This is a genomic window from Halorussus gelatinilyticus, from assembly GCF_023238445.1.
In the GTDB taxonomy this organism is placed as follows: domain Archaea; phylum Halobacteriota; class Halobacteria; order Halobacteriales; family Haladaptataceae; genus Halorussus; species Halorussus gelatinilyticus.
In genome coordinates this window covers 1,388,937-1,409,546 of the sequence record NZ_CP096658.1, presented here as the reverse complement: position 1 = coordinate 1,409,546, position 20,610 = coordinate 1,388,937, and the positions used below count along the sequence as shown (strand labels likewise).

Here is a 20,610-nt window from a genome sequence, read left to right as displayed (position 1 = left end):
GAAGTGCGCGAGGCGTTCTGAAACCCGACCGGACGGCCTCGGAACGGGCGTTCACTCCCGCACGGCCCAGCGAAGCGCGTCGGCGAGTTCGAGCGCGGAGTCCCGACCGTCGAGTAGATTCCCCGAATCGTCGGTCAGCACGTCGTCCGGTAGCAGTTCGTCGGCGATTTCGGCGAGGCGGGAGACGTCCGGCTCCGGCGACGCTCCGGCCGAGTTCTCCGGCTCGCCAGCCCCGGATTCGCTCGCTCCCGTCTCACCGTCCCCGGACTCGCCGCGGCGCGCCGCGGCGAGTCCCCACCCGCCGACCCGGACCTCGCCGTCGGCGAGCCAGACCGTCTCGGCCGAGAGCGCGCCGTGGAGGACGCCGGCGCGATGGGCGCGGTGGACCGCCTCGGCGGCGTCCGCGAGCGCGTGAGCGAGGTCCGGCGTCGAGAGGTCGGCCGCGCGGTCCGCGAGCGTGGCGTCCACCGGGTCGGTGGCGACCCACGGCACCGGGTCGCTATCCCACGCCCGGACTGCGAGGACGCCCCGGACGTCGAGGTCGGCCCACGTCTCGACCGCGCCGGCGAACGCCGCGTCGGGGAGCGCGTCCGCCTCGAAACGCATCACCGCGACCGGTTCGTCCGCCGGGTTTCGGGCGGTCAGGACCGCGGTGCGGTCGAACCCGGCGACGCTGTCCGACTCGGCGACCGCTTCGCCGAGGTCGTAGTCCGCGAGCGAGCGGTCGGCGGTCTCGTCGGTCGCGTCTGCCTCGTCGCGCGTCCGCCTTCGGCGCTCCCGGTGGCGGTACGCCGCGACCGAGACTGCGGCGGCGAACAGGCCGCCGACCCCGAGACCGAGGGGCGAGGCGACCGTCCGGTAGGCGTCGTAGAGCGGCGTCGAGTCGGGCGGCGACAGGCCGTAGACGGTGCCCGCTCCGGTGGCGACGTAGACCGCATCCTCGGCGACTTGCGGGAACCACCGCGGGTCGCCAGTGTAGCCGAAACGCCAGCGGAGGCGGCCGCGTTCGGCGTCGAGTCCGTAGACGGCGTCGCCCTCGCTGGCCGCGACGACCGTCCCGTCCGCGACGCCGGCGACGTAGGCCGGCGCGTCCGCGCCGGTCGAGAACGTCCACCGGCGAGTCCCGTCGTCGGTCGAGACGGCGTGGACGCCGCCGGCCGTGCCGAAGTACCCGGCCCGGCCGTCGAACCGCGGCCAGCCGACGACGTTCTCGCCGGCGTCGTATCGCCAGCGCTCGGTGCCGCCGTCGGTCGAAATCGCGCGGACGAGTCGCCCGTCGCCGAGGTACGCCGTGCGGTCCAGTACGACGCCCGGAAAGCCGGTCGAGTCGGTCGTCGGGTCGAACCGCCACGCGAGCGCCCCGTCGTCCCGGTCGAAGCCGTACAGTTCCCCGGCCTCGCCGTCCCACGCGAGGACCGTCTCGTCGGTCACGCCCGCGACCAAGAAGCGCGGGGGACCGTCGGCCGACCGGTCGGCGTGCCAGCGCAAACTCCCGTCGGCGGCGTCGAGCGCGTAGAGGTGGCCCCGAATCGTCCCGGCGAAGACGGTGCCGCCGTCGAACTTTGGGCGAACCCAGAACGGGTCGTCCGGTTCGAACCGCCACCGTTCCTCGCCGTCGGCCGCCGCGAGCGCCGTGACGCCGTTCTCCGAGAGGAAGACCGTCTCGGGAGTCACCAGCGATACGTCCACGTGACCCGTCGCGACGCCGGAGTCGCCGGAGTAGTGCCACTTTGCGTCGCCGTCCTCGGCGTCGAACGCGCGGAGTCCGGCCTTCCCTTCGACGTAGACAGCGCCGTCGCCGGGGTACACCGGGACCGGCCAGTCCGAGTCGACGCTCGCCACCGAGCGACGCCAGCGTTCGGTGCCGTCCGGCGCGAACGCGGAGACGCCGGTCGGCGTCCCGACGTAGATGGTCTCGTCTGCCGCCGACCGCCTCACCAGCGGGCGCTCGCCGTCGGTCTCGACGGACCACTCGACGTCGGCCGTCGGCGCGAGCGGGTGGTCGGGCACCGCGTCGATCGCGTTCCCGAGCGAGACGTCACCGAGACCCGCGGGCCGCGCCGCGTCGAGCGACGCGGCGCGGCCGGACCCGGCGACTGCGGCGAGTCCGCTCGCGGCGGCGAGGAACGTCCGTCTGGTCGGCGACCGCTTCATCGTCTCGGGCGTCTCGGCGAGTTCACATGTATTTTTCTCCGAGCGCGGAACGGAGAGCGTCGGCGCTCGACGCTATATCGGTTTTTCTAAACGAGTATCCCGATTGCTACGAACCGCTATAGCAGTTTGGCTCTATTGAAATCCTCGGAGCGTTACAGTTTCACCCGGTAGTTTGACTGAATGCAGGCCCTCCCGAAGTCGCGGTTGTTCCGGTTCGTTGAGCAAGCGATGCACATGGCTCGGCGAGCTGTCGCTCGTTACTCCTCAAAGTTCTCAAAACGGCGGTACACACTTCATCAACACATCGTCCTCCTCTGTCTCAAGGTGCGGAAGAATACGACGTACCGGACGCTTCTTGACGAACTCATCGAGATGCCTCGGATTCGGAGAGCGATTGGCCTCAAGGAACTCCCCTCCCCTTCGACGTTGTGTAAGGTGTTCAATCGGCTCGATATGACGGTTTGGCGCGTCCTGCTCAACCTCTCGGTTACACTCCTCCCGACGAACGGTGTCGTCGGGATTGATGCCTCTGGCTTTGACCGGAGTCACGCCTCAAAACACTACACGAAGCGAGCTGAGTTGACGATTCAGCAGTTGAAGGTCACACTTCTCGTGGACACGAGAGCGAATGCCATCCTCGATTTGCACGTAACGACGACCAGAAAACACGACACGAAAATCGCACCGTCGCTCATCAAGCGGAATGTCGGTGAAGTAGCAGTTCTCCTCGGCGACAAGGGATACGACGACCAGAAGATTCGCGCGTTAGCCCGTGAAACTGGTGTTCGTCCCCTCATCAAGCACCGAGAGTTTTCGTCGCTCCACAAGGCGTGGAACGCTCGGCTGAATGCCGATCTCTACGGTCAACGTAGTCAGAACGAGACGGTGAACTCTCGCATTAAACGGAAATATGGCGCATTCGTCCGCTCACGACACTGGTGGAAGCAGTTCCGTGAACTCGCTGTCGGCTGCCTCACTCACAATATCAACAAAGCACTCTGAAGTTAGGTGTCGAGCGTGAAGTTAACGACAGAAAGTATTTACTGTGCAATAGACCAGATGGACTCATGCCCTCCATTGCCCGTTCTGTAATGACAATCGGTCTTGTCTTGCTCGTCGTTGGTGTTGCAAGCGGTAGCTGGGGCGTTTACCAGCAAACTGCCGACACCTGTGAATCCGGTTATGGGCTAACGATTACCAAGTTAGAGGAGAATGAAACAGCTTCCCCGACTGCCGAACACGTCGCGTACAGCAATCTCTCCGCGACCGAGCAACAGGTATTTCAAGACATACTGACTGCTGAGGAGACACCGATATACCAGAACTCAACTCCGCTTGAAGGCCTGTCGGAGAAAGTGGTGACGTATCAGGGCGAGCAGTACGAAACAAGTCCTCTGTTCGTTTCGGACTGTGCCAACGGGTGGGCCATCTTTAAATTCTGGGGCAGTCTTATTGCACTTCTCGGTGGTGTCATCGTCATTACCGTGTTTGGATGGCGAAGGTGGCACTAAATACGCACAGTACCCAACAGGTGTTTCAGAGATAAGGATGTCGAATAAATAGGATTTCAACAGAGCCAGCAGTTTCCAACGTCGGAAAAAGCGGAGTCGCTCAGTCCGCGTCGGAACCGAATACCCGCGGCATCGGGTCTCTATTGCTTTTCGAGAGCGTGTACGCGGCGACCGAGAGCGCGACGACGCCGACCGCCAGTAGCGGCGGCGGCGAGACGCCGTAGCCGCTGGCGAGGAACAGGCCCGTCGCGACGGCCCCGCAGAGGACCGCGTACGGAATCTGGGTGTTCACGTGGTCGACGTGGTCCGCTCCTGCGAACATCGACGAGAGGACCGTCGTGTCGCTGATGGGCGAGCAGTGGTCGCCGAACAGCGAGCCGGTGAGAATCGCGCCGATAGCGCCCGGCAGGGGTGCCCCGAGGTTGAACGCCAGCGGCACCGCGACGGGGAACATGATGCCCATCGTCCCCCACGAGGTCCCGATGCTGAACGAGATGATGGCGGCCGCGAGGAAGACGACCGCGGGCAGGAGTTCGGCGGTGATGATCCCCTGCGCGACCGAGACGACGTAGGGACCGACGCCGAGCGCCTCGCTGACCGAGCCGATGGTCCACGCCAGCGAGAGGACGGCGACCGGGAACATTACCATCTTGAACCCCTCGAAGATGGAGTCGCTGATGGCTTCTAACTCGACCCGTGCGTGGCCGACGAGGATGGCCAGCAGTAGGCCACAGGCCGAGAAGACGCCCCAGAGGATGGCGTCGGCCGTCGCGGCGTCCTTCAGCGCCTCGACCGGCGCGACATCCGGCCAGCCCCCGGAGGTGAGCAGACCGAGGCCCGTAACTACCACGAGCGCGACGATGGGGGCCGCGAAGTACCACCAGCGCGGGTCCACGTGGTCGGGCGTCACGATGTCCTCCTCGCGGGTCTCCAACAGCGGGTCCGCGTCGTCGCGGAGGACCTTCCCCGTCTCCTTCGCGCGCTTCTCGGCGCTCTTCATCGGGCCGAAGTTCCAGCCCGTTGTGACGGTGATGAAGACGAGGGCGACCGCGAGCAGACTGTAGAAGCGGAACGGGATGCTCTGGAGGAACACCACGAACGCGCTCTGGTCGATGCCCAGCGCCTGAAACTGCTCTTTGATGAGTCCGACCTCGAAGCCGACCCACGTCGAGACGACCGCGACGCTGACGACCGGCGACGTGGTCGAGTCCAGCAGGTACGCGAGTTTCTCGCGGCTGACGTCGAACTTGTCGGTGATGGGTCGCATGACCGAGCCGGTAATCATCGTACTCGCGTACGAGTCCACGAAGATAAGCATCCCGAGGATGCTCGTCCCGAGTTCGGCCTGACGGCGGGTCCGAATCCGCGAGATGATGCGCTCCGCGAGAGCCTTCATGCCCCCGGAGAGGAAGATCATGCCGAGCATCGCACCGGAGAGGAACGTGAACAACAGCAGTTTGCTGTTGAACGACGCGGTGATGTTGTCGATGACCAACTGGAGGGAGTGGGCCGCCCCGACGACCGGGTTCCACCCGACCAAGATGGTCGCTCCGATCCAGATGCCCGCGAACAGCGAGAGCAACACCTGTCTGCTGACCAGCGTCAGCACGATGGCGAGCAGTGCTGGCAGCAGACTGATGATACCGTACGTTTCGGATGCCATTACGACAGCGGCGTATTTCACACAGAAGTTTAAACGTTGTTCAATCGTGGCACGGAAATCGCTATAACTCGACATTGTTTTCACATTTCTAGAGATATTACAGTTCTTCTACAAAACTGCTTATTCCACAGCGTCCACGTCCGATTCGAGCGCGTCGAGGATACGCTCGGTCGCGTCCGCGACGACCCGCTCGACGAACTCGGGGTCCGAGTTCGTCGGGTCGCCCCACCCGCCCTGCTCGGTGAGGTCGTCGAAGTACGCGAACTGACGCGCCTCGAACTCCGCCTTTCTGGTCTGTGGCTCCTTCTTCTCCTCGCGCACGAGGTCGGGGTGGAACAGTTCGACGACGCTGGTCTCGTGGTCGCCCGCGTGACCCCACTCGTCGCCGAACTCTGCTTCCAACTGGTCGCGAGCGTAGTCAGTCCAGTGAATCGGGTACACCTCGACGCCGTGGTCGCGCTGGATACGGTCGGCCGCGAGTTTCATCGGCGAGCGGTTCCCGCCGTGGCAGTTGACGAACGCCAGTCGGTCGGCACCGTGGGCCGCGAGGGACTCGCCGATCTCTTCGAGGACCGACTGGTACGTGTCGGCCATCAGCGTGACCGTCCCCGGATAGTTCATGTGGTGTTCGGAGTAGCCGTAGGGGAGCGTCGGCAGACGGACCATCGAGAGGTCGCGGTCGTCGGCGGCTTCGACCAGTTCCCGCGAGAGATTCTCCGCCCGGAGCGTATCGACCGTCACCGGAAGGTGCAACGAGTGCTGCTCGACGCTCCCGAGCGGCAGGACCGCGAAGTCGGCCTCCTCGATGGCGGTCTCGGCGTCTTCCCACGTCATGCTCCCGAGGTCGTACTCGTCGTAGTCGAGCGAGACCGTCATCGCGTCACCCCGGTCTCGCCGCCGACGAGCGTCGTGCGCAGTGCTATCATAGTTCTAAGCGCGTCAACCGACGGCGACGACCTATATCAGGATTCCGGTGGGTCGAATCGCCGGGAGCGTCGCGCCCGTGGCCCCGACCCGTTTCGTCGCACACTACTATTGGGCTCGCCGCCGTGAGACCGTGGCATGGGGGAGTTAGAGGCCGTCATCGACGTGACGGAGTCGGTCCTCGACCGACTCGAATCGAACGACGACGTGGCGTACGCCGAGGTCGGGGGCGTCGCCCGGCGAGCGACGGACGCGGTCGTGACCGCCGAGGAGGTCCGGAGCGCGAGCGACGTGGCCGAGACCGGCGTCTGGTGGCGACTGTTCGCCGACGGGGCCGCCGACTACCGGTACACCACGTCGTTCGACGCGAACCACCTCGACACGCTCGTCGAGAAGTCGGTCCGGTCGGGGCGACTCCTCGGGCAGGAGACCCCGGCGAAGTACGACCGCGGGACGGTCCACCGGGCGACCCATCCGGGGTGGGCGAGGCGGCCGGTCGAATCCGGACACTCGACGGACGAGGAGTCGCTCGACGCCATCGACGCCGCGGAGAAAGCCGAGACCGTCGGGACGGCGCTGGAGCGCGCCGTCGCCGACCTCGACGCCGAGCGAACCCGAGCGACCTACCGCGACGAGACGGTCGAGTCGGTTCTGCTGACGACCACCGGGTCGGCGGTCAACACCACCGTCGAGCGCGCGTCGGTCGAACCCACGGTGGTCCCGGAGACCGGCACGAAACGCGGGGGCCACGTCGGCGCGACGACCGGCGCGGCGTTCCTCGACTCGCTCTCGGAGCGACTGGCGAACGTAGTCGGGCGCGCCGCCGACGCGGAGAGCGCGAGCGCCCTGCCGAGTCGCACGCCGGAGCCGGGTCGCCGTACCGTCGCCGTCGGCCCGCGGGCCGCGGCCGAACTGTTCCACCACCTCGCCCACTACCTCGAAATCGACGCGGTGTACTTCGGGTCGAGTCCGTACCGAATCGGCGACCGCATCGGTCCCGACGCGCTGTCGATGGCCGACGAGGTGCCCGCCGGGTCGTGGGCCGCCCGCGCCTACGACGCCGAGGGGCGGCCCACGCAGTCGGCGTCGCTGGTCGCCGGCGGCGTCGTACGAAACCACGTCTACGACTCCGCGGCGGCCATCCGCGAGGAGGCGTTTCCCGCGGGCAACCTCGTCCCGAGTCTCGGGTTCGACCGACCGCCGCGGGTCCACGCCCGCCACCTCCGGGTCGAGAGCGGGACGGCGACGGCGTCCGAGCGTCGGAGCGGGGCGACTGCGTCCGTCGAACGAGTCGGGTCGCCGCACGTCGTCAACGAGGCGACCCGGACCAAGCGCACGAGTGGAATGCCGCCTTCGCTCCTCTACGCGCGGGACATCGGGGAGACGACGCCCGCGGAGTTCGACGCGGAGGCGTCGAACCAGCGACTCAGGTTTCCGGTTGTCGAAGGCTACGCGCTGGATGGCGGCGAGCGAGTGGCGCGCCTGTCCGACGCCGCGCTCGAAGTCGAACTCGCGGACTTCGAAACCCTCGACGCGTTCGGCGCGCGGACCGAGACGGTCACGGGCACCTGCACGAAGCACAAATCGACGCTCCCCTACGCCGTGACCGCTCCGGGCGTCCGACTCTCGGCGCGCGTCCTGCGCGAGTAGCGGGTCGGTCGCGGTTGGGACTCGACGGTTTCGTGTCGCCAGTTAACACATACCAACCCTCAACAACTAATTTCTGAAACACTAATCGGGGGACCCCCTCGGATTATGAGTCCCTTTTATCAGTCACGTCGTGGAATGACAGATGTAGTCATGGGAGAGAATGACACGGGAGCGGGGATGGACAGACGACACTTCCTGAAGACGACGGCAGCGGGCGGTCTCGCGGCGACGGGCGCGGTTGCGGGAGCGGGGAGTGCGCAAGAAACGACGACCGGAGACGGTCAAGAAACGACGCAGAGCGGGGGCGACAGGGCGGGCCAACTGTTGCCGCAGTACACGTACCTGAACAATCCGGCGAACTACAACCCGGCGCGACACGACGCCATCAACCTCATCGGGACTCAACTCAACAAACTGGGTCTCCGGGCGAACGTGCAGGTGTTCGAGTGGGGCACGCTGTACAATCGGGTGATGCAGGAGCAGAACTTCGGGTTCACGACGTGGAACCGGGGACTGGGAATCGACCCCGGCCGCCGGATGCCCGAGATGTTCCACTCGTCGAACACGAGTCCGGGCGAGGGGAACTTCACGGGGTACGTGAACAAGGATCTCGACCCGACGCTGATGCAGCAGTTGCAGACCAGCAACACCGACGAGCGGGTGAACATGCTGCATCAGATTCAGAAGACCGTCAATCGGGACGTGCCGATGCACCCCATCGTCCAGATGCCGAACATCATCGCCTACAACAACCAGCAGGTGACGGGCTGGACCGACCACATCGTCGGCTACTACCACTTCGAGCCGATGACGAACGTGAAGGTCAAGGCCGACCACAACGAGCTTCGGGGGACGTGGCCCGAGACGCTCGGCACCATGAACGTGCTGGGCTACAACAACGAGACGAAGCTCATCCACCAGTTCGAGATGCTGTACGACAAGCTGATCCGCATCAACTCCGAGCTGGAGCCGGACCCGAAGATGAGCCTGGCGACCGAGTGGGAGCGCCCGAACGACCAGACGGTCCGGTACAAGATTCGGCAGGACCACCAGTGGCACGACGGCGAGGACGTCACGCCCGAGGACGTGAAGTTCACGCTCGACTACATCAAGGACAGCCAGATTCCGCTGTACTCGACCCAACACGAGATGTACGGCACCGACTCGGTGTCGGTGGACGGCCAGTGGGTGCAGGTCAACTTCAGCGAGAAGATCGGCCCGGTCCACACGCTGTTCTCGAATCAGATTCCCATCGTGCCCAAGCACAAGTGGGAGAGCCGGAGCGACCCGGCCAACATGTCCATCGAGAAGCCGGTCGGGAGCGGTCCGCTCCAGTTCGACTACTGGGACCAGGGCAGCGAACTGAGCCTGACGAAGTACGGCGACCACTGGAACACGGTCAACTTCGACCGGCGCATCTGGCGCATCATCCCGGAGAGTTCGACGGTGTGGTCGCTGCTGAAGGACGGGACGCTCAACTACCTGCCCTTCACCCGTATCGGGCGGCAGTTGTCCCAGAACCAGAAACAGAGCCAGATCGGCGTCCAGAGTACGCCCGGCGACGGCTGGTGGCACTTCAGCCAGAACACGCGCAAGCCGGGCCTCGACGACGTCGCGGTCCGGCAGGCCGCGGTCCACACCATCCCGAAGACCGCCATCAACGAGCAGGTGCTGTACGGATTCGCCACCGAGGGGTGGAACCTCGTCGGCGAGTCGTTCGGCAAGTACAGCAACCCGGATGTCAAGAAGTACCAACAGCAAGGTAACGGGGTGGAGGTCGGGAAAGAGCGACTGAGAGAGGCCGGATACACGTTCGACAGCAACGGGAAGGTTCACTTCCCCGAGTAGTCGAACCACCACGCTTTCGCAACCATGGGAAAGGTCAACTTCTTCGTGCGACGGACGGTACAGTTGGTCCTCACGCTGTGGGCAGTGGCGACTGTCCTCTTCGTACTCTTTCGGCTGATGCCGGGGGACCCGACCTCCTACATCGTCTCGCCCCAGATGACTCCGGAGATTCGCCAGCAGATAATCGCCAACTACGGGCTGAACGACCCGATGTGGGTCCAGTACGTCCGGTACATCGAGAACTTGGCGACGTTAGACCTCGGGCGGTCGTTCAAGACGAACGAGCAGGTCGCCGAAATCCTGGCGACCTACCTGCCGAACACGCTGATACTGATGCTGACGGCGTTCGTCATCGCGTACACCATCGGCGTGACGGCGGGCGTGCTGACCGGCTGGTACCGGGGGAGCGACTTCGAGAAGAGCGCGGTCGTCACCGCGCTGGTCGGCCGGTCGGTCCCCAGTTTCTGGGTCGGCATCCTCGTGCTGTGGGTGTTCGGCGCGACCCTCGGCCTCATCCCGATGAGCGGGATGACCGCCATCGGCACCGAACCGTCCGGGTTCTGGGACATGGTGTTCTCGGTCGGATTCCTACACCACCTCGTCGCTCCGGTGGCGGTACTGGCGTTCTACTACATGGGCTATCCCCTGCTCATCATGCGAAACAGCATGTTAGAGACCCTCTCGGAGGACTTCATCGACATCTGTCGGGCGAAGGGGCTGACCGAGCGCGCCATCATGTTCAGGCACGCCGCCCGGAACGCGATGCTCCCGGTCCTGACCGCGGCCGCCATCGCGGTGGGGTACGCCATCGGCGGGAGCGTCCTGATAGAGACCGTCTTCGGGTGGCCGGGCATCGGCCGCGAGATGATTCGGGCGGTCCTGCGCCGGGACTACCCCGTCGCGCAGGGGACGTTCCTCGTCCTCGCGCTGTCGGTCATCGTGATGAACTTCATCGCGGACCTGCTGTACGGCGTCCTCGACCCGAGGGTGACTTACGACTAAACCATGAGCCAACAACACGAGCGTTCGATATTCACCGACGTCGAAGAGTACGAGAGCGAGGAGGACGACTTCAGCGCGTGGCGGCGCAACCTTCGGCTCTGGAAGGAGACCCTGAGCGAGCAGTGGGACCTGCTAACCGACGACTACCTCGTGGTGGCCGCGATGGCGACCTTGGGCTTTTTCGGTCTGGTCGCGCTGTTCGCACCCCTCATCGCGCCCCACGGACCGACCGAACGCCTCTACCAGCCTAACGGCGTCCTCATCGCCAAGTGGATGGACCCGTCGCTGCTCGGCGGGCAGGGGAACTACCTCCTCGGCACGACCGCGCAGGGCTACGACATCTTCAGCCAACTGGTGTACGGCGCGCGACCAGCGCTCGTCGTCGGCCTCGTCGCGGCGTTCATGACCGTCGGCATCGGGACGATGGTCGGACTGACCGCGGGCTACTACGGCGGCTACGTGGACGACGTGCTGATGCGCATGGTGGACTTCGTGTACGGCCTGCCGCTCCTCCCGACCGTCATCGTCCTCGTGACGCTGATGGGACCGGGACTGGACAGCATCATCCTCGCGTTCGTCCTGCTCCAGTGGCGGACGTCCGCGCGAGTCATCCGGTCACAGGTGCTGTCGCTTCGGGAACGGTCGTTCGTCAAGGCCGCGAAGGTCTCGGGCGCGAGCAACTGGCGCATCATCTCGCGGCACATCGCGCCGAACGTCCTGCCGATGGCGTTCCTCTACGCGGCGTTCGCCATCGCGTGGGCCATTCTGACCGAGGCGGGGGTCTCGTTCCTCGGGTTGGGCGACCCCAACAGCGTCTCGTGGGGCGTCATGCTCCAGAGCGCCCGCGTCTACAGCGCGATGGTCGAGGGCGCGTGGTGGTGGTTCGTGCCGCCGGGCGTCTGCATCGCGCTGGTCGTCATCAGCGGTTTCCTCATCGGACGGGGATACGAGGAGATAGTCAATCCGGAACTGCAGGTGGAACGGTGATGAGAGAAACGACAGCGAGCGATCGAGCGCCGAGCGAGCGAGGTGACGACGAATGACGATGCTCGAAGTCGAGGACCTCGAAGTCTACTACGACACCGAGCGAGGAGCCGTGAAGGCGGTGGACGGCGTGAGCTTCCGCATCGAGGAGGGCGAGAACGTCGGCGTCGTCGGCGAGTCGGGATGCGGCAAGTCCACGCTCGCCAAGGCGATAATCGGCATCCTGCCGAAGAACGGCTACATCAACGGCGGGTCGATTTACTTCGACGGCGAGGACCTCACGGATCTCCCCGAGAAGCGCCGCAGGGAACTGCGCTGGGACGAGATTTCGATGATAGCCCAGTCGGCGATGAACGCGCTCGACCCGGTGTACACCATCCGCGAGCAGATTCTGGAGGCCATCGAGGCCCACCACCCGAAGATGGGTCGCACGGAGTCCCAAGAGCGAATCGACGAGATGTTCGACCTCGTGGGGCTGGACCGCGAGCGCCAGACCGACTACCCCCACCAGTTCTCGGGCGGGATGCGCCAGCGCGCCATGATAGCCATGGCGCTGGTGCTGGAGCCGTCGCTCATCCTCGCGGACGAGCCGACCACCGCACTCGACGTCATCATGCAGGACCAGATTCTCAAGCGCATCAACGGCATCCAGCAGGAGGTCAACTCGTCGATGATGGTCATCACCCACGACGTGGCCGTGGTCGCCGAGACCTGCGACCGCGTGGTCGTGATGTACGCCGGGGAAATCGCGGAGGAGGGACCCTCAGAGGCCATCTTCCAGCGACCGTACCACCCCTACACCATCGGGTTGAAGAGCGCGTTCCCGAACATCCAGCGGTCGAATCAGGACCTCGTGAGCATCGGCGGCCACCCGCCGGACCTCCACGACCCGCCGACGGGCTGTCGGTTCGCCGAGCGGTGTCCGCTGGCGACCCGGCAGTGCGTCGAGGAGGACCCGCCGGAGGTCGAGACCGGCGACCTGCGGTCGTACTGTCACCACGTCGATGACGTGGACTCGCAACTCCGGCCGGTCGCCGACAGCGCCGAGACGTGGCACGACGAGACCGGCGAGGGGGTGGCCGATGACTGACTACGACGACGTGCTGGTTGACGTGGAGGGCCTGAAGAAGCACTTCCCGGTCGAGAGCGGACTCGTCAACGACGCGCTGAACCGCGTCCGCGGGCAGGAGACCGACAAGGTCCACGCGGTCGATGGCGTTTCCTTCGAACTCCGGGAGGGCGAGACGTTCGGCATCGCGGGCGAGTCGGGGTGCGGCAAGACCACCACGGGGATGTGTCTGGCCAAACTCTACGAACCGACCGCGGGGAGCATCTACTACGACGGTCAGGACATCGCGGACAAGTCGGGGTCGGAACTGGCCAGCTTCCGCCGGAACGCCCAGATGATATTTCAGGACCCCTTCGAGAGCCTGAACCCCCGGATGACGGTGTACGACACCGTGGTCGAACCGCTCCGCATCCACGACATCCCGAACCAGCGAGCGCGGGTCCGGCGGGCCATGGAGTTCGCGGAGCTCGAACCCGCAGACCAGTTCTTCGACCAGTATCCCCACGAACTGTCGGGCGGCCAGCGCCAGCGTCTCGCCATCGCCCGCGCGCTGGTCGTGGACCCGGACTTCATCGTCGCCGACGAACCCGTCTCGATGCTCGACGTGAGCCTCCGGGCGGGCGTGCTGTCGCTGTTGGAGGAGATGACCGACGAGTTCGGCCTCTCGGTGGTGTACATCAGCCACGACCTCTCGCTGTTGCGCCACATGTGCGACCGCCTCGCCATCATGTACATGGGCAAAATCGTCGAGCAGGGACCGACCGAGGACATCATCACGGACCCCAAACACCCCTACACCAAGTCGCTCATCGACGCCGTGCCGGTGCCCGACCCGAACGCCGGCCGCGAGCGCGTCGAGTTGGAGGGCGAGGTCGGCGACGCCATCAACGTCCCGAGCGGGTGCCGGTTCAAGAACCGGTGCGACGAGTACATCGGCGAGGTCTGCGACGCGGTGTCGCCGCCGTTAGAGGAGAAGGCCGACGTTGACGACGACCGCGAGGCGGCGTGTCACCTCTACGAGAGCGCCGAGGGCTTCGACCCCGAGGCCGAACTCGCCGGTCGGGCCGAGGGCGACGAGAGCCCGGACCGAGCGCGCTCGGACGACGATTAATCGCTCTCGGTGGCTCTACCGTCGGTTCCGCCGCTGGCGCTGTTCGGCCTCCGCCTCGTACTTCTCGGCGGTAATCTGGTCCTGCAGCTTCCGGCGGTACTCCCAGACACCGGCGACGACGACGAGCGCGCCCAGCACCGCGCCGTTCAGCGGCGCGCCCGCGAGCGAGAAGTAGACGAACACGCCGACCGCGAACAGCAGCGACACTCCGAGGGTAATCTTGGCCCAGCCGCGCCTCGGCGCTCTCGGTTTCCGCATACGGTATCGACTCCGAGAACGCGCATGAAAGTTGGCGTTTGGACCGTCTCGGACCGAGCGTGCAACGAAGTCCCACGCCGACCGGGGCCGAACTCGCGACCGAGACCGGACGCGCGACCGGGACCCGCGACGACCTCGCGCAGCGCGCCAAGGAGAACTGCCCGGTGTCGAAGGCGCTTGCCGGACCCGAAATCACGCTCGACGCGACGCTGGAGGGCTGAGATAGCCGCGGTTCCGGTTTTCTTCGGTGAGAGAAAGAGCCGAGACCCCGTGACAGTCGAGAGCGTCGCGACTCGATGGCGGTAAGTCCCGGCGAGAACGTCCTTCGTATCTATCCGTTGTCGCCAGAAGTACTTAAATCGAGACGGGACACCACCCCGCGACGGCGAGCGCGACCGCCTGCCACGCCGGGAGACTGTCGAGGAGGGCGACGAAGTCGGTCCGGACGGCGAGGAAAATCGTATCTTCCATAGGATTGTCAGGGTGCACAGCCTCACCTCCCGGTTCTGGGGGTCGGGTCGCGGTCGATTCCCCGTCGGGGGACGTCCGAGAGGAGCAGCGAGAAGGCTGGGAACCGGAGAGGAAAGAACGTTTTACCCTTGGACACCATCTGTCCTCCAATGAGCGAATCGGACGGCCCGAAACAGGTAGACAGCCCGGACTACCACAGCGAGAATCACACCGCGGCCCAAACGTGTGGATGGACGGCCAACGCCCTTCGAGGAGAAGGAAAATGTTACAAAAATATATTTTACGGGATCGAGTCACATCGCTGTATTCAGATGACGCCCGTCGTCAAGTGCAACGAGCGGTGCGTCTTCTGCTGGCGGGATCACGCCGGTCACGCGTACGAACTCGGAGATGTCGAATGGGACGATCCGGAAGCGGTCGTGGACGCCAGCATCGAACTCCAGAAGAAGCTCCTGTCTGGGTTCGGCGGCAACGACGAGGTGCCCCGCGAGCGCTTCGAGGAGAGCATGGAACCGCGCCACGTCGCCATCAGCCTCGACGGCGAGCCGACGCTCTACCCCTATCTCCCGGAACTCATCGACGCGTTCCACGACCGCGACATCACCACCTTCCTCGTGAGCAACGGCACGCGGCCCGACATCATCCGGGACTGCGACCCGACGCAACTCTACGTCAGCGTGGACGCCCCCGAGCGCCACACCTTCGACGAGGTGGTCAAGGCGATGGAGGACGACGCGTGGGAGAAACTGGTCGAGACGATGGACGTGCTGGCCGACAAGGACGAGACCCGGACCGTCCTCCGGACGACGCTCGTCGGCGGCGAGAACGTCCACCACCCCGAGTGGTACGCCGGATTCTACCAGCGCGCGGACCCCGACTTCGTGGAACTCAAGTCCTACATGCACGTCGGCGAGTCGCGCGACAGAGTGGCCCGCGAGTCGATGCTCGACCACGAGGACGTGGTGGCGTTCTCCGAGGAGATTCAGGAACACATGCCCGACCACGAGTATCTAAAGGACGTGCCGGTCTCGCGGGTGGCGCTGCTGTCGAAGACCGACGACACGTGGGTCCCGAAGCTGAAGAAGGACAGCGACTTCTGGGCGCGCGATGCGGTTACCGGGGACTGAAGACCGGCGCTTATGGAGACTACTCGTTAGCAGTCAGGGCTTCTCGGACGGAGTGAGGGAGGTCCGGTCGCGGCGCTTCTTGATGGCGTTCGATTTTCTCCGATTTTCGGGTCTTCTCGTAGAGCGCTCGCGCCGCGGGGACTCCTCGGAGATAGTTGTACTCGTAGAGAACCTCTACGCCATACTCTGTTAATCCGTAGAATTTCGATGGGTAGTCCCGTTTGTTTTTGCTCGGTTCGTGGCGATACAGGTCGAGGATTCCGGCCTGAGCGAGATTGTCCACTTGGTCGCTGATAGCCGCCTTGCTCTTCGGAATCATGTAATTCAGCTCGTCGAGAGACATGAGGTGTTTCGGATGGCCGAGGACGCACTGAATAATGAGATGGCGCGTCTCTTGGGAGAGAAGATCGAAGATGCGCCGTTGCTCCTCGAACGGCCCGGGTTGGGTAGCCGACGAGCTATCGCTCATACAACAACCTTCGAAGGTACGACGAATAATACTTTGGGTCAACCAGTCTGGTTTTCAGTAAATTAGCCGAATCAGTCAGGAAGATATAAACGAGTTGGATAGGTACTCGAGACTAATGGCGGACCCTTCAGTACCCCCCAACGCGGACGAAATCGAAACCGCCGTAGACGAAGCCCTCCACGGTCTCGAACTGGAACCACACGAAACCGCCGCAATTCTTGGGTTTGCAAACGAGGAGCTATCGCATCTACAGACGCCGGAAACCTCCTACTATGTCCTCGGAAGCTATCGGAACCCGTACGTTCGCCGACTTCGGAAGGTCGAGAACGAATTAAACAAGCGACTCGGTGCGTACGCGTTCGTCATGGGTGACCTCCGGGAAATCGGCCTCGACCGACTCCCCGAGTTTCGAATCAGGTTCCATCTCCTAGCGTCGTACGCGGATTACGTCGTCGGAGTGTACGAACAGGACGCCGGAGGTGAAGTGACGGAGTTGGGGAAAACTAGCGAGACGCCGTACTTCGACAAGTCGTACGTCCTCCCTCGGGACTACTGCTGGATGACCGGTGATAACTTCGACGGGAAAGCAGATGTCGTCGCGGCTGCGATGACCGTCTACGATAACGACGACCTCACCGACGACGAAAAAGGAGACGAAATCGAATCTCTAGCTGTAGAAGCCCGAGAGACAGGAATCGACGTTTCGAAGGATGACCTCTTCGACGCGATAGAAGAGCGCGATGACGGCGATACTGTGTCCTACAGTTGGGTTCATATCAACGAGTTCCGACTCTTCGAGTTACACGACCGATGTCAACCGTGGGTCGAAGAATCCGAACTCCGTGATTCCGTGGACATCGTACCGACACCGAGTCGTCACCCGGATTGGGAAGAGTGACGTTTACTGCGGAGTCAGATTCGTTCTAACTCCTCCTCGGTCTCCTCGCTCTCGACGTTCCCCGTATTCCGCGTCTCGCTCGGCTCGAACAGCAACACTTCCGCCTCGCCCTCGTCGGCGACCGGACGGTGTTCGACGCCCGCCGGGACGACGAGCAGTTCGCCCGCGTCCAGCGTGACGTCGTCGCGGTCCTCCTCGTCCCGGAACTCGATGCGGAGTCGCCCCTCCCGGACCAGAAACAGTTCGTCCGCCTCGTCGTGGTGGTGCCAGACGAACTCGCCCTCCAACTTGGCGAGTTTGACGGCCTGTCCGTTCAGTTCCGCCGCGAGACGCGGCGACCACTGCTCCTCGAAGGAGTCGAATGCAGCGTCGAGGCTGACTTTCTCGGTCGATTCGTCCTCGGTCTTCCCGGTCGATTCGTCCTCGGTCTTCCCGGTCGATTCGTCGTCAGTCATGTCTCGGTGGACTCGACCTTCAGTTCGACGCGGTACCCGAAGGGGCCTTCGACGTACACCGCGGGACCCGTACCGGTCGCGCCGAGCGGTTCGAACTCGTCGAGGATCTCGATTCCGGCGTCGTCCAGCGTCGCCTTCACCTCCGCGATGGACTCGTCCAAGCGAATTGCGACGTGGTCGTAGTTGGTCCCGGTCGGGGCCTCGAAGTCGGCGTCCGGCCAGAGGTGGAGGACGCTCCCCGGCGAGAGCCGAATCGAGAAGAACGGTTTCTCGCCGGACTCGTAGACGCCGAGGTCGTCGGCGTCGAAGCCGAGACCGTCGCAGTAGAAGTCGAGGGCGGCGTCTTTCCCGTCGTCGGGAATCTTCAGGTTGACGTGGTCGATGGCAGTCGCGTTCACGGTAGCACGTTCGGGAGCGAGAACGGAAAACGCTCGGGCCTGTTTTCCGCCCACCGCGACGTCTCTCGCGCGACGCACTCCGTGGAGACCACCGCGGCGCTCGGACAGGTGCGTCGGTTCGAGGCCCCAACGAGCGCCATTCCATTTCTGAGAACCGTACCGCATCCGTTATCCTTAAACCGAGCGCGGCCGGAGTATCGGGTATGTCAGCGACACGGCCGCGCGCAGTCGGGTACGACGAACTCGCGGCGCTCAAACTCCTCGCGCTCGACGGCGGGTTAGAGGGCGAGGTCAAGGTCTCCTGTTCCGGTCTCGCCGAACGCCTCGACGCCTCCAACCAGACCGCCTCGCGGCGACTTCAGCGACTGGACGACGCCGGACTGGTCGAGCGCGAGATGGTCAGCGACGGCCAGTGGGTCACCATCACGGAGGACGGCGAGTGGTCGCTCAAGCGCGAGTACGAGGACTACCGGCGCATCTTCGAGACGCCCGCCGGAGTAGACCTGACGGGCACCGTCACCAGCGGGATGGGCGAAGGTCGCCACTACATCTCCCTGCCGGGCTACATGGAACAGTTCGAGGACCGACTCGGTTACGAGCCGTTCTTGGGCACGCTGAACGTCGAGTTGACCGACGAGAGCCTGCGCGCTCGGTCGGCGATGGGGGCGTTGGACCCCGTCCCCATCGACGGCTGGGAGGACGACGACCGGACGTACGGTCCCGCGGTCTGCTACCCCGCGGTGGTCGAGACGCAAGACGGCGAGGTGTACGAGCAGGCCCACACCATCGCGCCCGAGCGCACTCACCACGACGAGGACCAGTTGGAGGTCATCGCTCCCGAGAAGTTGCGCGAGGAGCTGGGACTCGAAGACGGCGACCACGTGACCGTCCACGTCGAGGAGCGAGCATGAGTCAGGCCGCCGCGGGCGTCGAGGCCGCCATCGAAGCGTTCCGCGAGGGGTCGCCGGTCCTCGTCCACGACGCCGCCGACCGCGAGGGCGAGACCGACCTGATTTACCCGGCGGGGGCGGTCACGCCCGAGGACGTCTCCCGGATGCGGAACGATGCCGGGGGACTGGTCTGCGTCGCGCTCTCGGACGCGGTGGCCGACGCCTTCGACCTTCCCTTTTTGGAGGAGACGCTGGACCACCCCGCGAGCGCGGCCCACGAGTTGGGCTACGACGAGCGCTCGTCGTTCTCGCTCCCGGTGAACCACCGGGATACCTACACCGGCATCACCGACGAGGACCGCGCGAAGACGATTACCGAACTGGCCGCGGCCGCGGAGAATCCGGCCGAGACCGACTTCGCCGAGGAGTTCCGCGCGCCGGGTCACGTCCACGTCCTCCGGGCCGCTCCGGACCTGGTCGCGGACCGAGAGGGTCACACCGAACTGGGAATCGCGCTCGCCGAGGCCGCCGACCGGGAGCCCGCGGTCGTCGTCTGCGAGATGCTGGACGACGTGACCGGCGAGGCGCTCTCCCCGGACGACGCGCAGGCCTACGCCGAGCGCCACGGCTTCCCGTATCTGGAAGGGTCGGAAGTCGTCGCGTACGTGGACTGAGAGTCGGATAACCGTTTTGCGGCAAGCAGTTCCGGAAGTCGGACGGCTCCCCGGCACGCGTCCGTGACGAACCGGGAACACTCTTAACGGAGGCTTCCGTTCGTCCGCACGTATGAGCTTCGACGAGATGGACGTGGATACGATCTGGATGGACGGCGAGTTCGTCGATTGGGACGAGGCACAGATCCACGTCCTCACGCACGGCCTACACTACGGGAGCGGCGTGTTCGAGGGCGTTCGGTGCTACGACACCGAGAACGGGCCAGCCATCTTCCGCTGGGAGGAGCATCTGGAGCGACTGTACGACTCCTGCAAGCCTTACGACCTCGAAATCGACCACGACCCCGAGGAGCTGACCGAGGCGACGAAGACGCTCATCCGCGAGCAGGACCTCGCCTCCTGCTACGTCCGACCCATCGCGTTCTACGGCTACGAGAGCCTCGGCGTGAGTCCCGGCGACTGCCCGACCCGGACCGCCATCGCGGCGTGGCCGTGGGGCGCGTATCTGGGCGACGAGGCGTTGGAGAACGGCGTCGAGGTCATGGTGTCGTCGTGGCGCAAGCACGCCTCCAGCCAGATTCCGACCAACGCGAAGACGACGGGGCTGTACGTCAACAGCATGCTCGCGGGCGAGGAGGCCCGCCGGAACGGCTTCGCGGAGGCCATCGTGCTGAACAAGGAGGGCAACGTCGCGGAGGGTCCCGGCGAGAACCTCTTCATGGTCAAGGACGGCGAGATATTCACGCCCGGTCTGGCCGAGAGCATCCTCGACGGCATCACCCGCGACTCGGTCATCACGCTGGCCGAGGAACTGGGCCACGAGGTCCACGACCAGGCGACCATCTCGCGGGGCGAACTCAACACCGCCGACGAACTGTTCTTCACCGGGTCGGCCGCGGAGGTCACGCCCATCCGACAGGTGGACAACGTGGAAATCGGCGACGGCGGCCGGGGTCCCGTCACCGAGGAGATTCAGTCGCGCTTCTTCGACGTGGTGAACCGCCGGACCGACGACTACGAAGAGTGGTTCGACTACGTCGAAGCGTAGCGACGT

The 20,610-nt window shown here is 64.8% G+C and carries 20 protein-coding genes and 1 pseudogene; 14 read left to right on the top strand and 7 right to left on the bottom strand.

All coding sequences use genetic code 11. The annotated features are described in order from the left end of the window. Positions 1 to 51 precede the first annotated feature (51 nt). Positions 52 to 2,154 (bottom strand): outer membrane protein assembly factor BamB family protein, encoded by a 2,103-nt coding sequence (locus M0R88_RS07315; RefSeq protein WP_248656283.1) that lies wholly within the window; start codon positions 2,152 to 2,154, stop codon positions 52 to 54. Positions 2,155 to 2,334: 180 nt separating this feature from the next. Between M0R88_RS07315 and M0R88_RS07310 the strand changes: the two genes are divergently transcribed. Then, complete coding sequence (locus M0R88_RS07310; protein WP_248656282.1) at positions 2,335 to 3,156, top strand: IS5 family transposase; 822 nt, start codon at positions 2,335 to 2,337, stop codon at positions 3,154 to 3,156. Between the two features lie 65 nt (positions 3,157 to 3,221). After that, positions 3,222 to 3,665 (top strand): DUF7979 domain-containing protein, encoded by a 444-nt coding sequence (locus tag M0R88_RS07305; protein ID WP_248656281.1) that lies wholly within the window; start codon positions 3,222 to 3,224, stop codon positions 3,663 to 3,665. A gap of 100 nt (positions 3,666 to 3,765) precedes the next feature. Here the strand turns inward: M0R88_RS07305 and M0R88_RS07300 are convergent, their stop codons facing one another. Beyond that, on the bottom strand, positions 3,766 to 5,328 hold the full coding sequence (locus M0R88_RS07300; protein WP_248656280.1) for a Na+/H+ antiporter NhaC family protein: 1,563 nt from the start codon (positions 5,326 to 5,328) through the stop codon (positions 3,766 to 3,768). A 120-nt stretch (positions 5,329 to 5,448) separates the two neighbouring features. Beyond that, entirely contained in the window at positions 5,449 to 6,204 is a 756-nt protein-coding gene (locus M0R88_RS07295; protein WP_248656279.1) for a creatininase family protein, read from the bottom strand. A gap of 186 nt (positions 6,205 to 6,390) precedes the next feature. Between M0R88_RS07295 and M0R88_RS07290 the strand changes: the two genes are divergently transcribed. The 6 genes from M0R88_RS07290 to M0R88_RS07265 all read left to right on the top strand — a co-directional run bounded on the left by M0R88_RS07290 (position 6,391) and on the right by M0R88_RS07265 (position 13,916). Further along, entirely contained in the window at positions 6,391 to 7,902 is a 1,512-nt protein-coding gene (locus M0R88_RS07290; RefSeq protein ID WP_248656278.1) for a metallopeptidase TldD-related protein, read from the top strand. 150 nt (positions 7,903 to 8,052) lie between these two features. Next, complete coding sequence (locus M0R88_RS07285) at positions 8,053 to 9,750, top strand: ABC transporter substrate-binding protein (RefSeq protein ID WP_248656277.1); 1,698 nt, start codon at positions 8,053 to 8,055, stop codon at positions 9,748 to 9,750. Positions 9,751 to 9,774: 24 nt separating this feature from the next. Next, positions 9,775 to 10,752, top strand: coding sequence for an ABC transporter permease (locus tag M0R88_RS07280; RefSeq protein WP_248656276.1), 978 nt, complete (start codon positions 9,775 to 9,777; stop codon positions 10,750 to 10,752). A 3-nt stretch (positions 10,753 to 10,755) separates the two neighbouring features. Continuing rightward, positions 10,756 to 11,739 (top strand): ABC transporter permease, encoded by a 984-nt coding sequence (locus tag M0R88_RS07275; RefSeq protein WP_248656275.1) that lies wholly within the window; start codon positions 10,756 to 10,758, stop codon positions 11,737 to 11,739. A gap of 52 nt (positions 11,740 to 11,791) precedes the next feature. Beyond that, on the top strand, positions 11,792 to 12,826 hold the full coding sequence (locus M0R88_RS07270; protein WP_248656274.1) for an ABC transporter ATP-binding protein: 1,035 nt from the start codon (positions 11,792 to 11,794) through the stop codon (positions 12,824 to 12,826). Further along, the gene (locus M0R88_RS07265; protein ID WP_248656273.1) at positions 12,819 to 13,916 is read left to right on the top strand and encodes an ABC transporter ATP-binding protein; all 1,098 of its coding nucleotides are present in this window, start codon (positions 12,819 to 12,821) and stop codon (positions 13,914 to 13,916) included. The genes M0R88_RS07270 and M0R88_RS07265 overlap by 8 nt, the downstream gene beginning before the upstream one ends. 15 nt (positions 13,917 to 13,931) lie before the next feature. Here the strand turns inward: M0R88_RS07265 and M0R88_RS07260 are convergent, their stop codons facing one another. Continuing rightward, on the bottom strand, positions 13,932 to 14,174 hold the full coding sequence (locus tag M0R88_RS07260) for a DUF1129 domain-containing protein (protein ID WP_248656272.1): 243 nt from the start codon (positions 14,172 to 14,174) through the stop codon (positions 13,932 to 13,934). Positions 14,175 to 14,296: 122 nt separating this feature from the next. Between M0R88_RS07260 and M0R88_RS18730 the strand changes: the two are divergent. Both M0R88_RS18730 and twy1 read left to right on the top strand, forming a co-directional pair. Further along, positions 14,297 to 14,395: pseudogene (locus M0R88_RS18730) on the top strand (peroxiredoxin); the annotation flags it as partial. A 399-nt stretch (positions 14,396 to 14,794) separates the two neighbouring features. Then, complete coding sequence (gene twy1 / locus M0R88_RS07250; protein WP_248656270.1) at positions 14,795 to 15,772, top strand: 4-demethylwyosine synthase TYW1; 978 nt, start codon at positions 14,795 to 14,797, stop codon at positions 15,770 to 15,772. 19 nt (positions 15,773 to 15,791) lie between these two features. On the opposite strand, the gene M0R88_RS07245 is transcribed toward twy1, so the two are convergent. Further along, positions 15,792 to 16,241, bottom strand: coding sequence for an ArsR family transcriptional regulator (locus tag M0R88_RS07245; RefSeq protein ID WP_248656269.1), 450 nt, complete (start codon positions 16,239 to 16,241; stop codon positions 15,792 to 15,794). 115 nt (positions 16,242 to 16,356) lie between these two features. Between M0R88_RS07245 and M0R88_RS07240 the strand changes: the two genes are divergently transcribed. Next, a complete protein-coding gene (locus tag M0R88_RS07240) occupies positions 16,357 to 17,139 on the top strand; it encodes a DUF8170 family protein (RefSeq protein WP_248656268.1) in 783 nt (260 codons plus the stop codon). Between the two features lie 14 nt (positions 17,140 to 17,153). Here the strand turns inward: M0R88_RS07240 and M0R88_RS07235 are convergent, their stop codons facing one another. Next, positions 17,154 to 17,594, bottom strand: coding sequence for a cupin domain-containing protein (locus M0R88_RS07235; RefSeq protein ID WP_248656267.1), 441 nt, complete (start codon positions 17,592 to 17,594; stop codon positions 17,154 to 17,156). Then, positions 17,591 to 17,992, bottom strand: coding sequence for a VOC family protein (locus M0R88_RS07230; protein WP_248656266.1), 402 nt, complete (start codon positions 17,990 to 17,992; stop codon positions 17,591 to 17,593). The genes M0R88_RS07235 and M0R88_RS07230 overlap by 4 nt, the downstream gene beginning before the upstream one ends. Positions 17,993 to 18,195: 203 nt before the next feature. On the opposite strand from M0R88_RS07230, the gene M0R88_RS07225 reads away from it, so the two are divergent. The 3 genes from M0R88_RS07225 to M0R88_RS07215 all read left to right on the top strand — a co-directional run bounded on the left by M0R88_RS07225 (position 18,196) and on the right by M0R88_RS07215 (position 20,604). After that, positions 18,196 to 18,903 (top strand): DUF120 domain-containing protein, encoded by a 708-nt coding sequence (locus M0R88_RS07225; protein WP_248656265.1) that lies wholly within the window; start codon positions 18,196 to 18,198, stop codon positions 18,901 to 18,903. Next, a complete protein-coding gene (gene ribB, locus M0R88_RS07220; RefSeq protein WP_248656264.1) occupies positions 18,900 to 19,556 on the top strand; it encodes a 3,4-dihydroxy-2-butanone-4-phosphate synthase in 657 nt (218 codons plus the stop codon). Before M0R88_RS07225 ends, ribB begins: the two co-directional genes overlap by 4 nt. 112 nt (positions 19,557 to 19,668) lie before the next feature. Continuing rightward, positions 19,669 to 20,604 (top strand): branched-chain amino acid transaminase, encoded by a 936-nt coding sequence (locus M0R88_RS07215; RefSeq protein ID WP_248656263.1) that lies wholly within the window; start codon positions 19,669 to 19,671, stop codon positions 20,602 to 20,604. The last annotated feature ends 6 nt before the right edge of the window (positions 20,605 to 20,610 follow it).

Bases quoted from the DNA above. Each gene is read 5' to 3' on its own strand.
- M0R88_RS07315 (WP_248656283.1), bottom strand. From the start codon at position 2,154: ATGAAGCGGTCGCCGACCAGACGGACGTTCCTCGCCGCCGCGAGCGGA.
- M0R88_RS07310 (WP_248656282.1), top strand. From the start codon at position 2,335: ATGCAGGCCCTCCCGAAGTCGCGGTTGTTCCGGTTCGTTGAGCAAGCG.
- M0R88_RS07305 (WP_248656281.1), top strand. From the start codon at position 3,222: ATGCCCTCCATTGCCCGTTCTGTAATGACAATCGGTCTTGTCTTGCTC.
- M0R88_RS07300 (WP_248656280.1), bottom strand. From the start codon at position 5,328: ATGGCATCCGAAACGTACGGTATCATCAGTCTGCTGCCAGCACTGCTC.
- M0R88_RS07295 (WP_248656279.1), bottom strand. From the start codon at position 6,204: ATGACGGTCTCGCTCGACTACGACGAGTACGACCTCGGGAGCATGACG.
- M0R88_RS07290 (WP_248656278.1), top strand. From the start codon at position 6,391: ATGGGGGAGTTAGAGGCCGTCATCGACGTGACGGAGTCGGTCCTCGAC.
- M0R88_RS07285 (WP_248656277.1), top strand. From the start codon at position 8,053: ATGGGAGAGAATGACACGGGAGCGGGGATGGACAGACGACACTTCCTG.
- M0R88_RS07280 (WP_248656276.1), top strand. From the start codon at position 9,775: ATGGGAAAGGTCAACTTCTTCGTGCGACGGACGGTACAGTTGGTCCTC.
- M0R88_RS07275 (WP_248656275.1), top strand. From the start codon at position 10,756: ATGAGCCAACAACACGAGCGTTCGATATTCACCGACGTCGAAGAGTAC.
- M0R88_RS07270 (WP_248656274.1), top strand. From the start codon at position 11,792: ATGACGATGCTCGAAGTCGAGGACCTCGAAGTCTACTACGACACCGAG.
- M0R88_RS07265 (WP_248656273.1), top strand. From the start codon at position 12,819: ATGACTGACTACGACGACGTGCTGGTTGACGTGGAGGGCCTGAAGAAG.
- M0R88_RS07260 (WP_248656272.1), bottom strand. From the start codon at position 14,174: ATGCGGAAACCGAGAGCGCCGAGGCGCGGCTGGGCCAAGATTACCCTC.
- twy1 (WP_248656270.1), top strand. From the start codon at position 14,795: ATGAGCGAATCGGACGGCCCGAAACAGGTAGACAGCCCGGACTACCAC.
- M0R88_RS07245 (WP_248656269.1), bottom strand. From the start codon at position 16,241: ATGAGCGATAGCTCGTCGGCTACCCAACCCGGGCCGTTCGAGGAGCAA.
- M0R88_RS07240 (WP_248656268.1), top strand. From the start codon at position 16,357: ATGGCGGACCCTTCAGTACCCCCCAACGCGGACGAAATCGAAACCGCC.
- M0R88_RS07235 (WP_248656267.1), bottom strand. From the start codon at position 17,594: ATGACTGACGACGAATCGACCGGGAAGACCGAGGACGAATCGACCGGG.
- M0R88_RS07225 (WP_248656265.1), top strand. From the start codon at position 18,196: ATGTCAGCGACACGGCCGCGCGCAGTCGGGTACGACGAACTCGCGGCG.
- ribB (WP_248656264.1), top strand. From the start codon at position 18,900: ATGAGTCAGGCCGCCGCGGGCGTCGAGGCCGCCATCGAAGCGTTCCGC.
- M0R88_RS07215 (WP_248656263.1), top strand. From the start codon at position 19,669: ATGAGCTTCGACGAGATGGACGTGGATACGATCTGGATGGACGGCGAG.